The organism is Alloiococcus sp. CFN-8, assembly GCF_049943125.1.
GTDB lineage: Bacteria > Bacillota > Clostridia > Clostridiales > Clostridiaceae > JAEXZL01.
Genome location: NZ_CP188040.1, coordinates 1,228,760 through 1,242,510 on the forward strand (window position 1 = coordinate 1,228,760; position 13,751 = coordinate 1,242,510).

At 36.9% G+C, this 13,751-nt stretch carries 11 protein-coding genes; 3 read left to right on the forward strand and 8 right to left on the reverse strand.

Annotated elements, in window-relative coordinates:
• The first annotated feature begins 117 nt into the window (after positions 1-117).
• Positions 118-1,374: a DNA polymerase Y family protein gene (locus ACPWSR_RS05375; protein WP_426350674.1), complete on the forward strand. Its 1,257-nt coding sequence runs from the start codon at positions 118-120 to the stop codon at positions 1,372-1,374.
• Between the two features lie 25 nt (positions 1,375-1,399).
• Positions 1,400-1,663, forward strand: coding sequence for a hypothetical protein (locus ACPWSR_RS05380; protein WP_426350675.1), 264 nt, complete (start codon positions 1,400-1,402; stop codon positions 1,661-1,663).
• 136 nt (positions 1,664-1,799) lie between these two features.
• Here the strand turns inward: ACPWSR_RS05380 and ACPWSR_RS05385 are convergent, their stop codons facing one another.
• Genes ACPWSR_RS05385 through glgB form a run of 4 tightly spaced genes read right to left on the reverse strand, consistent with a single transcriptional unit; the run spans position 1,800 to position 9,866 of the window.
• On the reverse strand, positions 1,800-3,677 hold the full coding sequence (locus ACPWSR_RS05385; RefSeq protein WP_426350676.1) for an alpha-amylase family glycosyl hydrolase: 1,878 nt from the start codon (positions 3,675-3,677) through the stop codon (positions 1,800-1,802).
• A 36-nt stretch (positions 3,678-3,713) separates the two neighbouring features.
• Complete coding sequence (locus ACPWSR_RS05390) at positions 3,714-6,149, reverse strand: glycogen/starch/alpha-glucan phosphorylase (protein ID WP_426350677.1); 2,436 nt, start codon at positions 6,147-6,149, stop codon at positions 3,714-3,716.
• A 47-nt stretch (positions 6,150-6,196) separates the two neighbouring features.
• Positions 6,197-7,639: a glycogen synthase GlgA gene (glgA, locus tag ACPWSR_RS05395; protein WP_426350678.1), complete on the reverse strand. Its 1,443-nt coding sequence runs from the start codon at positions 7,637-7,639 to the stop codon at positions 6,197-6,199.
• A gap of 10 nt (positions 7,640-7,649) precedes the next feature.
• Complete coding sequence (gene glgB, locus ACPWSR_RS05400) at positions 7,650-9,866, reverse strand: 1,4-alpha-glucan branching protein GlgB (RefSeq protein ID WP_426350679.1); 2,217 nt, start codon at positions 9,864-9,866, stop codon at positions 7,650-7,652.
• 316 nt (positions 9,867-10,182) lie between these two features.
• Between glgB and ACPWSR_RS05405 the strand changes: the two genes are divergently transcribed.
• A complete protein-coding gene (locus ACPWSR_RS05405; protein ID WP_426350680.1) occupies positions 10,183-10,878 on the forward strand; it encodes a hypothetical protein in 696 nt (231 codons plus the stop codon).
• Between the two features lie 89 nt (positions 10,879-10,967).
• On the opposite strand, the gene ACPWSR_RS05410 is transcribed toward ACPWSR_RS05405, so the two are convergent.
• The 4 genes from ACPWSR_RS05410 to ACPWSR_RS05425 all read right to left on the reverse strand — a co-directional run bounded on the left by ACPWSR_RS05410 (position 10,968) and on the right by ACPWSR_RS05425 (position 13,723).
• A complete protein-coding gene (locus ACPWSR_RS05410; RefSeq protein ID WP_426350681.1) occupies positions 10,968-11,795 on the reverse strand; it encodes a hypothetical protein in 828 nt (275 codons plus the stop codon).
• A 2-nt stretch (positions 11,796-11,797) separates the two neighbouring features.
• Positions 11,798-12,520: a tetratricopeptide repeat protein gene (locus ACPWSR_RS05415; RefSeq protein WP_426350682.1), complete on the reverse strand. Its 723-nt coding sequence runs from the start codon at positions 12,518-12,520 to the stop codon at positions 11,798-11,800.
• 33 nt (positions 12,521-12,553) lie between these two features.
• A complete protein-coding gene (locus ACPWSR_RS05420; protein ID WP_426350683.1) occupies positions 12,554-13,105 on the reverse strand; it encodes a GNAT family N-acetyltransferase in 552 nt (183 codons plus the stop codon).
• An 87-nt stretch (positions 13,106-13,192) separates the two neighbouring features.
• A complete protein-coding gene (locus ACPWSR_RS05425) occupies positions 13,193-13,723 on the reverse strand; it encodes a GNAT family N-acetyltransferase (RefSeq protein WP_426350684.1) in 531 nt (176 codons plus the stop codon).
• Positions 13,724-13,751: the final 28 nt, after the last annotated feature.

The window sequence follows — 13,751 nt, forward strand, 5'->3', positions numbered from 1 at the left end:
TTATTCCTAACTTTAAAATCTAAATCATAAATTTTAAATTTTTATTTTAATCTTAAACTTTAAATTTAGATACTAATCCTTAATTTTAAATTCTAAATTGAAAAAGAGGTGACTTTGATGAGAAGAGGTAGGATAATTTTCCACATAGATGTAAACTCTGCCTACTTATCCTGGGAAGCCGCATATAGACTCCAGATGGGTGAGCCGATAGACCTTAGAGAGATTCCTTCAGCAGTGGGAGGCAATCCTGAGACCCGCCACGGTATAATACTGGCAAAATCTCTGCCAGCCAAAAAATATAAGATTTCCACGGGGGAAACCCTTCACTCTGCCTATGAGAAATGTCCTCATCTCACGGTGGTAGCTCCCAACTATTCCTTATATATAACCTGCAGCAACGCCATGGTGAGCATCTTAAAGGAATATACACCTAAGGTTCAGAGATTTTCTGTAGATGAATGCTTTTTGGATTTTTCCCATATGGATAATTTATATGAGGATGAGGTGGAGCTTGCTCATATTATAAAGGATAGAATTAAGAGGGAGCTTGGCTTTACAGTAAATATCGGTATATCCTCCAATAAGCTTCTAGCGAAGATGGCCTCAGATTTCAAAAAACCCGATAGAGTTCATACTCTTTTCCCTGAAGAAATAACTTGTAAGATGTGGCCTCTCCCTGTAGAAGAGCTGTATATGGTTGGAAGGGCAACAGCTCCTAAGCTTCATAAGCTTAATATATTTACTATTGGAGATTTAGCTAATTATGACAGAGAGCTTATTTATATTAAGCTAAAAAGCTTTGGCCTCATGCTTTGGGATTATGCCAATGGCATAGAGGAATCTCCAGTGACAGAGTCTAATCACATAGCAATGAAGGGTATGGGCGCTTCCACCACCATAGCCTATGATGTGGAAAGCAGAAGAGAGGCTCACATGATACTCCTATCCCTTTCTGAGTCCTTAGGGATGCGTCTTAGAGATTCTGAAAACTGCTGCCGACTGGTTGCAGTTCATATAAGAGGCAGTGATCTCTTGGGTGGAGGTCATCAGAGAAAGCTCCATACTCCTACAGATTCTACGGAGGAAATCGCAAGAATCGCTCAAGAGCTCTTCGATGAGCTCTGGACAGGACACCCTATAAGAAAGCTAGGTGTAAGGGTTTCCGAACTCTGCAGTAATGATCTCTGCCAGATATCCCTTTTTTCAAAAAGAGACATAGAAAAGCAGCAGCTCCTGGATAAAACCATCGATGAAATAAGGCAGCGCTTCGGAACCTATTCCCTGGTGCGCTGCAGCTTTCTCCATTCGGGTATAAAGCCCATGACAGGAGGAGTAGGAGAAGAGGATTATCCTGTTATGACAAGTATCTTATAGTAAGCTTTTAAAGGAGTTGTTATAGGTGAAGGTAGTAGCAAAGCCTATTGAAGTGGTAAGCTGGACTGACAAGGAAGGAAATATTCATCCAATACGCTTTAGATATGAGAATAAGGAAGAGGAGTATGTGGTTATAAAGATAAATCGCATTATTTACAAATCCTTAGAAAAACTCTGCGGTAATCCCATGATGATTTATCGCTGCTCCACCACCACAGGAGGAACAGAAAGAATTTTTGAGATAAAATATGCTTTAAACACCTGTAAGTGGATGCTTTTTAAAATTTAAAAATTGCTTTTTAAAATTTAAACTTTTCTTTTTAAAATTATGCCGAGAAAAAAAGCATGGTATCCTGCTCTAAAGAGCAACTACCATGCTTTATTAACCTTTTATTACTTATGATAAGGTCCTAAAGAGTAAAATATTAATTGACCTTAATTATCTTAATCCCATAACGCTCTATTAATAAAGAGCCCGTGAAATCAATATAAAGCTCTTCTCCAGATACAAGATCCCTAAGCTCTGGATAAGGTGAGTCTGTATTTATAACAAGTCTTCTTGCTTCACCACTTCTGTTAATTGCCGTAATCAGCTTCTCTCCTTGATACTCCCTACAAAAGGCGACAACATCCTCCTCTGTATCAATAAAGGTAAGACTCCCCTTCTTTAATATATCCAGCTCTTTCCTAAGTCCCGTAAGCTTTCTATAATAGTGAAGCATCTCCTGGTCCTCTTTCCCCCAAGGATAGGTGGCTCTATTTTTAGGATCTCTTCCGCCCCTCATACCAGCTTCATCACCATAATATATTAGGGGCACCCCTGGGAAGGTCATCTGAAAGGCTATTGCCATCTTCAGAAGTTCCTTTCCCTTTTCATGATTTCTTTCCTCCAGGAGGGTAAGAACCCTTTCTGTATCATGGGTTCCTATGAGATTCATGGTGGAGTAGAAGACCTCCTTAGGATAGTTCTCATAGAGGCTCATGAGCTTACGCCTCATATATTCCGAGGAGATATCTCCTCTCAAGAAGCCCAAAAGGGCATCCTTAAAGGGATAGTTAGTCACAGAGTCTAATTCCTCACCGAAGAAATATTCCCTTTTTACATCGTAAGCTACCTTGTTGGAGGCATCCTCCCAGACCTCTCCAATTAAAACTCCTTCTTTATTAAGAGCCTTTACCTTCTTTCTCAAAGCCTTAATAAATTCATCAGGAAGCTCATCAGCTACATCTAGCCTCCAGCCTGAGGCTCCTAAGGACATCCACTTGGAAACAACTGAATCCTTATCCTTTATTATAAAATTCATATAATCATTATTCAGCTCATTGACATCAGGATGATTTTTAAAGCCCCACCAGCACTTATATTCATCAGGATGCTTTCTAAACTGATACCAGCTGTAATAAGGAGAATCCTCTGATTGGTAGGCTCCCAGGGAATTATAATTTCCGTATCTGTTGAAGTATATGCTGTCGGCTCCCGTATGGCTGAAGACTCCATCTAAAACTATTTTCATCCCTAGGTCTCCCGCCTTAGTACAGAGCTCCTTAAATATATCATCATCACCAAACATAGGGTCGATCTTTTTATAATCTGCAGCATCATATTTATGGTTGCTGGCTGCTTCAAAGATAGGATTTAGATAAATACAGGTAACTCCTAGCTCCTTGAGATAAGGAAGCTTTTTAATAACCCCCTTAAGATTCCCTCCAAAGAAGTCCCATCTTACCACTTCCTCTTTAGAATTCTTAATATACATGGGTTCATCCTCCCAGGTGCCATAAAGAAAGCTGTTTTTCTTAGGGTTATCTATCCTTCCATCCTCATTGCCATTAAAAAATCTATCCACAAAAATCTGATATATTATCCCCTCTCTGTACCAAGCAGGAATATCAAAGGGCCTATATACTGTAATCTGAAAAGGAATTGGCTTCTCCTCTGTAAGAGTTCCCTCTCCCCCTAGCTTTTCATTATTATTCCCATAATAAAGGATCCTTTTATTATCTTCTATAACAAAATAATAGTGAGCAATCCCAGTATCTTGGAGGACTACCTCTGTCCTCCACAGGCAAAGCTCCCTGTCATTCCCTAGATTAATGGTCCTAGAATCATCTGCAAGCTCTTTATAATCAGCTTTTGTCATCATTATTCTTTCGGAATACCCGGTGAAATGAACAAGCTCTAAAAATACAGTCTGACAGCCTTCCGTGATAATGCTAAGAGCTACTTCCGCCCCTTCTTCTACTGCTCCAAAAGGAGCTCTGAAGGCTTCTTCTTGAGAATTATGAAAAGCATAAAAGTTCATCGATAATTGTACCTCCCTCTTTAGTTTAAGAATATCCTACAGATTTTTGTACAAGAAGCCTGAACCCCAGATGCCTGTAGCATATTCTGTAATAGTTCTATCACTAGAGAATATTCCAGAATGAGCTATATTCACAGCAGCCATCTTCTGCCACTGATGCATATTCTTATATATTACATCCACCTTTTCCTGAGCCTTTAAATAAGAATCAAAGTCTTTAAGAACAAAGAATTCATCATTATAGGTTAAAAGATGCTCATATAGGCTTCTGAACTTATCCTTATCGCTAGAATATCTTCCATTTATAAGGTCATTAGTAACCTTTTTAAGTCGGAGATCGCTATTGCAAACCTCCCAAGCATTATAGCCACCATGCTTGTAGTAATCTAGCACTTCTCTTTCTGTAAGTCCGAAGATGAATATATTATCATCTCCTACCTCATCTCTAATTTCAACATTGGCACCATCTAAGGTAGCCATGGTTAAAGCTCCATTCATCATAAACTTCATATTAGAGGTTCCTGATGCCTCCTTGGTTGTAGTAGATATCTGCTCACTTAAGTCCGTGGCAGGAATTATACTCTCCGCTAGAGAAACCCTGTAGTTTTCCATGAATACTACCTTAATTTTATCCTTAACTAAAGGATCATTGTTCACCTTATCTGCTACAGCATTTATAAGCTCTATGGTCTTCTTTGCCAGATAATAACCTGGTGCTGACTTTCCTGCAAAGATAAAGGTTCTTGGGACTATATCCTTATTAGGATTTTCCAGAAGCTCGTTATATAGATTCATAATTCTCAGTATATTAAGAGATTGTCTCTTATAAGCATGGAACCTTTTTACATGAACATCAAAAATAGAATCTGGATTCACTTCTATCCCTTGATTTTTATATATAATATCTGCAAGCTTTTCTTTATTTTCTCTCTTTATTTTATAGAGACTTTCTTGAACAGCTCTATCATCTTTAAATGCTTCAAAATCCTCCATATCTATAGGGTGCTTTATGAAGCTTGGGCCTATAGTATCCTTTAAAAGCTCTGTAAGCTTTGGATTAGACTTTAGAAGCCATCTTCTGTGAGTTATACCATTAGTCTTATTATTAAACTTTCTAGGATAGTAATAATAAAAATCGGACATTTCCTGCTTCTTTAATATTTCTGTATGAAGCTTTGCCACACCATTGATACTGTGGCTTCCTACAATAGCTAAGTGTGCCATTTTAACATAGTCATCAGCTATTATAGACATGCGATGGATTTTATCCCATTGTCCTGTGTATTTGTTCCACAGATCAGCACAGAACCGTTCATTAATCTCCTCTATGATCATAAATATCCTAGGCAGCAGTGACCTAAACATATCTACAGGCCACTTTTCTAAAGCCTCTGCAAGAATTGTATGGTTGGTATAGGCGCAGATGTTTTTAGTTATTCTCCATGCATCCTGCCAGGAAAGTCCCTCTTCATCTAAGAGTATCCTCATAAGCTCAGGGATTACAAGAGTAGGATGGGTATCATTGATATGGATAGCAATCCTTTCATCAATCTTTTTAATATCTCCTCCATTTGCCTTGTAATGCCTTATTATGCTCTGAACACCTGCAGAAACAAAGAAATACTGCTGCTTAAGTCTCAGCTTCTTACCTTCATAAAAGCTATCATCAGGATATAATACCTGAGATATGGCTTCAACGGAATTTTTATATTCTATGGCCTTTAAGAAGTCTCCTCTGGAGAAGGAGGAGTAGTCAAATTCATTGGCTACAGGCTCTGCACTCCATAGCCTTAAGGTATTAACCACATCATTTTCAAAGCCTACCACAGGCGTATCGTAAGGAACAGCTAGTACTGGCTCATAGTTAATATGATTAAATACAAGCTTTCCTCCTACATCCTCTACCTTTATCTCTCCTCCAAATTTAACTATTTCACCCTTATCACTCTTTCTTATTTCCCACACATTGCCATTGCGGAGCCAGTTATCAGGGGTTTCCACCTGATAGCCATCAATTATCTTCTGTTCGAAGAAACCATATTTGTATCTTATTCCACAGCCATTTCCAGGAATTCCTAGAGAGGCCATAGAGTCTAGGAAGCAGGCAGCAAGTCTACCAAGACCACCATTTCCTAGGCCCTGATCCTGCTCAAGGTCCTCTAGCTTTTCTAAGTCTACATCAAGCTCAGCTAAAGCTTCCTTGCATACCTCTCTTATCCCCAGGTTAAGCAGGGTGTTTCCCAAAAGTCTTCCAAGCAAAAATTCCATGGAAAAATAGTAAACCTGCTTATCCTTATTAATATTATATTTTTTGGTGGTATCAAGCCACATACCTGCTACGTAATCTCTTATAAGAACCCCTAGAGTTTCATACTTTCTTTGCTCAGAACCTAAAGCTATATCTGTTCCATGCATTTCTAGGAATTTTTTCTTATAGTCTTTCTTAAAGCTATTTTTATCAATTTGTAGCATAGAATACTCCTCCTTTGCAAACTCAATATCCTTTACACCTAATAAATCTATTCTGTTATGTCTATTAATTCATCATATAAACCTTCATATAGCTCTGTAGATCTATTCCAGCTGAAGTCGCATTTCATGGCTGTTCTAACAAGCTTATTCCAAGCACGCTTATTTTTATAAAAATCTAAGGCTATATTTATAACTGTTTCCAGCTCATAAGCATTGTAATTAGCAAAGCTAAAGCCATTACCTTCTCCTGTATACTGATTATACGGTGTTATAGTATCCTTTAGTCCACCAGTTTCTCTAACCAGTGGAAGGGCTCCATATCTTAAGGCAATAAGCTGTCCTAAGCCGCAAGGCTCAAAGAGTGATGGCATAAGGAATATATCTGAAGCAGCGTATATCTTATGAGCCAGCTCATTACTGAAGCATATATTAGCTGAAACCTTATTAGGGTATCTGCTTTGAAGATTTTTGAAGTGCTCCTCATAGCCATAATCACCAGTACCTAATATAACCAGTTGTACATCCTCCTGAAGAACTCTGTCTAAGATGCTTACTAAAAGATCCATTCCCTTCTGAGGAGTCAGTCTTGATACTATTCCTAGGACAGGAATCTTCCCATCTACAGGTAGTCCTAAATCTTTTTGTAGCTTTGTTTTATTTATCTTTTTATCCTTGAGAGTATCTACGGTATATCTCTTATAGATAAGCTTATCTGTAGCTGGGTTGTTTAAAGTATAGTCTATACCATTTAATATTCCCATGACCTTGTAGCTGTTACTTCTTAAAAGGCCATCAAGCTTTTCTCCGTACATAGGAGTCTTTATTTCCTCAGCATAGGTTGGGCTTACAGTGGTTACCTTATGAGCATAGCTGATTCCACCCTTCATAAAGCTTACTCCACCATAGAATTCTAGACTGCCGTTATTAAACTGCTGCTCATCCCAGCCAAAGAGCTCTCCTAATATCTTAGGATCAAAGACTCCCTGGAATAAAAGATTATGAATGCTGTAAACAGTTTTTATATCAGAATAAAAGGGATCATTTTTGTATTGAAGCTCATATAAAACAGGTATCATTCCTGTCTGCCAGTCATTGCAGTGGATTACATCCGGCTTCCAGTCAAGCTCCTTTATCATTTCCATCACAGCCCTATTGAAGAAGGCAAAACGCTCTCCATCATCATAGTAGCCATAAAGTCCATCTCTTTTGAAGTAATACTCATTATCTATGAGATAATAGGTAACATTACCTACCTTTCCTTCAAAAACACCGCAATATTGATTTCTCCAGCCAACCCAGGTGCCAAAATTCTTTAAAAAAGTAAGCTCTTCAGAATATTTCTTAGATATATTTTTATATTTAGGTATAACCACCCTAACATCCTCACCTAGCTTGGCGAGCTCCTGTGGAAGAGCATAGGCTACATCTCCTAGTCCTCCGGTTTTTATAAAAGGATCTGCTTCAGAAGCAACAAATAGTATTTTTTTCATGGTCTCCTCCTTATTTTGTATACTTTAATATTACTGCTGCCATTGGGGGAACTTTTATATTCACATGATATTTTTGATTATGCCAAGGCTCAGGCTGTGCCATAAGCTCTTCTCCCATCACCTGACCAGAACCACCAAAGCTCTCATCATCAGTATTTAATACTTCCTCATATTTTCCTTCAAAAGGAACTCCAACTTTATAGTTATAATATACTACAGGGGTAAAGTTAATAATTACAATTAATGTATCCTCTGGGTTTTCAGTCTTCCTCATAAATAACAGTATGCTTTGATTTGCATTATCTGCATCAATCCACTGGAAGCCATTATAATCATAATCATGCTCCCAAAGAGCCTTATTTTCTTTATAAAATTCATTGATGGCTTTAAAGAAATGCTGTGTCTTCTTGTGCATTTCAAATTGATTTATGAGCTTCCACTCCAGCTCCTCATAGAATCTCCACTCTATAAATTGAGCAAAGTCACTACCCATAAAGAGAGTCTTCTTTCCTGGATGAGTAAACATATAAGCTATTACTGCTCTCATACCAGCAAATTTATTCCAATAATCTCCCCAGTTCTTATCTACTAAGGACTTCTTACCGTGAACTACCTCATCATGAGATATTGGAAGAATAAAATTCTCATTGTAGGCATACATCATTGAAAAGGTTAAAAGGTTGTGATGGAACTTTCTGTACACCGGATCCAGCTCAATGTATTCAAGGATATCATTCATCCATCCCATGTTCCATTTAAACTTAAAGCCGAGGCCACCCTCCTCTACAGGTCTTGTTACCATTGGATAGGTAGTAGATTCCTCTGCTATCATGATAGTCTGAGGGAACTCTTTGTATATTGCAGTATTTAATTCCTTAATAAATTCAATAGCCTCTAAATTTTCATTGCCACCGTATATATTAGGAGTCCAGTTTTTATGACCTTCGTAGTCTAGGTAAAGCATATTAGCTACAGCATCTACTCTAAGCCCGTCCACATGAAATTCTCTAATCCAATATAGGGCATTTGAAACTAAAAAGCTCTTAACCTCTGGTCTTCCTAAATCAAAGTTGGAAGCTCCCCAACCGTGATTTTCTGATTTAACAGGGTCCTGATATTCATAGGTAGGACTTCCGTCAAAGCGATAAAGACCAGGAAGATCCTTGCAGAAATGACCAGGTACCCAGTCAAGGATAACTCCTATATCCTCCTTATGAAGGGTATCCACAAGATATTTAAAATCCTCTATAGTTCCAAACCTACTGGTTAGGGCATAGTAGCCTAAAACCTGATAGCCCCAGGAGGCATCAAGGGGATGCTCCATCACTGGCATAAGCTCCACATGAGTATATCCCATTTCTTTAACATAGGCTGGAAGCTCTTCTGCCAGCTCTCTATAGGTAAGAAGCTCTCCTTCTTCATTTCTTTTCCATGAACCTAGGTGCAGCTCATAAATATTAAGAGGACTTTTAAAAATATCAGTTTTCAGTCTTTTGTTGAGCCATTTCCTATCTTTCCATTTGTACTTATTGTTATCTACGACAATAGAAGCAGTATTAGGTCTCAGCTCACTCCTTCTACCATAAGGGTCAGCCTTCATTACAAGTTTATTATCTGCTCCAAGGACTGCATATTTATAAATTTCTCCAGGCTCAAGACCAGGAATAAAAATAGTCCATAGTCCCTGCTCTGTGAGCTTTTCCAGCTTATACTCTTCTTTTTTCTTCCAGCTACTGAAGTTTCCTACTACGTATATCTCCTGTGCTCTAGGTGCCCAGGTAGTAAATCTTACTCCCCATTTCCTCTTCTCACATTTATAATGTGCTCCCATAAAGCTGTAGCTTAAATAATTGCGACCTTGATGGAATAAATATATATCAAAGTCAGATATAGCGCCCTTGGATCCCTCCTTTGAGGAAGAAATATCTGCGGATTTTTTATTTTTTTCTTTTTTCAAATCCTGCGCAAGCGCTTTCACATTTTTTGTATCTTTAGCTGTTCTTTTTTCAGAGGCGTTCTTAGCTGATGCTACCTTGCCCTTAGCCGTATTCCCCTTCTTTGCTTTATCTTTTGTCTCTGCTGTCTTTTTTATTATCTTTTTCTTTGCTGTCTCGTTCTTGACAGTTTTCTCTTTAACCACAGTGCTTTTTTTTGCTGTAGTAGCTGCTGTATTTTTTTCTGTTTCCTGCCTTGTGGTCTTAGATAATTTTTTTACTGTATTGTCCACAGCTAAGCCTCCATTCCATAGTTAATGTAATAAGTAATTCTTTTATGTGATATGGTATCTCTGCTTAGAGAAAATATCGAAAAGTTAAAAGTTCAAAAATTAAATTAAAAAGAAATTATTTCCAGACAAATCAGAACTATTAAACTTTTAATAGAATTATATCATAAATTTAAAATTGTTGAACATTAATCCCTACTACTATTTATATAAATATATAAGAAGAATAGCTATTCTTCATAAAAAAATGTTTAAACTTATTAAAACTGTAAATAATTTTAATAGAATAGGTTTAATTATTATGGGTGGGGTTAAAACTATGAGAAAATTCATTAAACTTTTGCTGTTTATTATTCCCTTTGTTCTCCTATCTCTTCAGAACAATACTGAAGACCTTAAAGAAATAAATCAAGAGAGTATTCCTGTAAGTCTTTCCCTAAAGCCTAACATAGAGCCTAAGGAAACAGAAGACACCATGGCACTTAGAGGAGAACGATTTGAGGACATAGAAAGCTTGAGAAGATTAAAGGGATTAGATATAACCAGCGAAAGGCTCATATCTGCTTTAAACGCTTCTCCCCCAGTAAGGGAAAGCATAACCACACAAACTATCAATAGAGAAGGCATCCTGGAGCATAGAATGGAGCTTATACTTTTCAATCCTTCCATGGACTTAAGCGCTCCCTATAGCTGTGAGGCCACTCTTTATAAGTACCAGAGCAAACTTTTAGCGGCGAAATTATCTCAGCTGCTTCCTCTGCAAAGTATAAAAGCTTCAGCCTTTACTGAAGTACGTGAAAGCTTCTTCAATTCCTTTCTAGGGGAAGATACTACAGAGCTCCACGAAGCTATTAATCAAAAGCTAGCTTTATCATCAGTTTATAAAGTGACAAACAATTCCTCCCAAGACTATTGTTTTGTTTACGGTAACTACGTAGTGGATCTTTCCTTATCCTTTGATAATGCAGAAGAGGACAGCATCTTGGTAAAAATATATATATCACAAAATCAATAAAGTGCTTCAGATAATCTGGAGCACTTTATTGCTGAGATCGCTTGTCCCTCACTACTTCTTAGAAAACTCTAATTCATTATCCTAAATCTTCAGTTTGAAGATAAAAGACCCTCAACCAAGCTCTGAAATTCCTGAAAGGGCATTCCAACTTCTTCTTCAAAGGCCGTATAAAAATCTACATCCTTTGTTCTGAGAATTATCCTAGTTATAGCTTCTTGTCCTTTAAGCTCAATGAGCTTATGAATAGCAGCATAGCTTTGAATATATGGATTAAGCCCCTTATCTACTAAATTTTGAAACTCCGTAAGTTCATTTATTTCTTCAAAGGCCACAAACCCTTCTAAAGTAAAGCTATTTGGGTCATATCCTCCTGGCATCATGCTAATATATTCAGCAATCCCTTCTATAAACCATGCAGGAATATCCTCAAAAGAAATATTATTTTCCTGGCAGAAAGCATAGGTAATGTAATGAATATACTCATGAACAAAGGTAGTTACTCCAATAGTTTCATGATCTAAGTATATACTATTTTCCTCACCTAAATACCAAGCGGCTACATTATTAATATTATGATAAGTTTTCTTAGTTTTTTCATCAGGAAAAATAACAATATCCGGTTTCTTTGAATCAATAGCACCAAAATACTGCTCACCTATACTGTGAGCTTCAGGTACTACCGAATCATACCAAAACTTCATACCTTCATTAAAATTCCCCTCATTTTCATAGTAATAGGTAATACTACCGTGAGTTTCTGATTTCATTGGTGAAACTATTATTGCTCTATATAATCCTGATATTATTTTATCTACATTAGGCTTTACTCTTAATATCACTACAGCCGTAATAACTAATATTACAGTCAATATTGCTGAAATAATTAATATAGGCTTTGCTCTTCTAGTCTTTTTCATCATCATATCCCCTCAGCTATAGATTTTTCAAGGTTAGCTTTTATAGCCTCTATCTCTTTAAGCTCTTTCGAGGAAAGAGTAGAGCTCTCAATAAGTCTAGTAAGGAGTTCAACCTTTATAGCATCTTGAATATAAATTTCCGAGTTAAATAACTTTGTGTATGCAGAGTATAAATTGCCGCTTCTATATCTTTCTTGAAAATCCTTATAGGCCTTATTAACCTTTTCACTATACTCTATGCCTGACTCTCCACTTTTTATAGATAAATCATAATACTTGTCTGTCGCTAAAATAGCCTCTTCAACATCATACAGAAGTAATATTTGAGCGTAATGGAAGTAAGCACTAGCATCTTCTGCATCTAATTCTGTTGCCTTTTCTCTTGCAAAAAGAGCCTCATCAAAATTGCCAGTTTTAATATAAAAAAAGCTTAAGCGGTCCCATACCCAAGCTGCTTTAGGCTCATTATCCAAAGCATATTTATATGCTTCTATAGCTTTATCAAACTCACCTTTATCCTCGTATGATTCTCCTAAATACACTAGCAGCTGTGTTTGATTATTTTTTGCCTCCTCAGTTATAAATACCTCTTCCACATCTCCATCTTTTAAGTTATCCTTCAAGTCTATTACATTAGTCCTTATAAAAATAAATAATCCAGTGAGTATAGCACAGATAGGGATAACTATAACCAATACCTTTTTAACATCTTTACTGTATTTCATATTTACCTCTCAAGAAATATTTTTTAATTTAAACTACTGAAGTCCTTTTATCATTACAAATTCATCTGCATAGGTTCCATCCTTATACTTCATAAAGTGTGGCTGTTCTCCATAAATCTTAAATCCAAGGCTTTTATATAAGTGAATTGCAGGTTTATTAGTAGTAACCACCTGTAATTCTGCCTGTTCATAGCCGCACTCCTTAGCTATATCTAAAATCGTTTCCATCATAGCTCTTCCTATTCCTAATCCGCAGTACTCCTCATATAAAGCAATACCTATACTGCATCTATGGGCAAGCCTTTTAAATTTTCCTAAGGATGCTAATGAGCAATTTCCTACATGCTTTCCATCTACAATAGCAACCAACAATAATTCCTTTTCAGCCTTTATGTTTTGATAAATAAAATCTTTTTCCTGCTCTAAAGTAATATTTACTTCTTCAGGTTCTCTCAGAAGATATGGTGTTTCTGAGGATGTTATTTTTAAATACCTTATCAAATCAGCTGCATCAGCCATACCTGCACTTCTAAAAGCGCATTGCCTTCCGTCCTTTAATGTAATTTCTTTATCCTCAAAAATCATAGTCTTCCCTCCTGAAAATATGTTAATAACTGCAAGCTATCCCTAGTATTAAAGCCATTTTATTCTCCTTATATATTTAAAAACTTATCAATACCTCTCTTTTTTAAGGATTGCATAAAGATAGCTATTTACATAAATGGGGTCTCCATTACTATCCTTTTTTAAACTAACATCTTCGATAAAGTAGCCTTCTCTTCTCATGCCCAAGCGCTCTAATAGTCTAATTGATGCAAAGTTATCGTCATTGCATTGTGCGAATACTCTTCTTCCGCCTACTTCATTAAAAATATAATTAAGCATAGCAATACAGGCTTCAGTTGCGTATCCCCTGCTCCAGAACTTCTCATTGAAGTCATAACCTATCTCGTAAGTTCCTTTTTCTCCTGCCTCTGAGAAATTTACATCCCCAATCATCTTTCCGTTTTCTTTCAATATCACAGCAATTTCATTGTCCAATGGAATTTTTCGGTTTACAAAATATATGCTTTCCTCATAGCTTAAAGGTTCAAAGCCTTCATATTTTGCTGTGCTTTCTAAGCTCATGTATTCGTAAAAATCATCTATGTCTGTCTCTAGGAAATTTCTCAGTATTAACCTGTCTGTTTGTAGTTTTATCATGGTCTTCACCTCTTTACTAGCTATATCT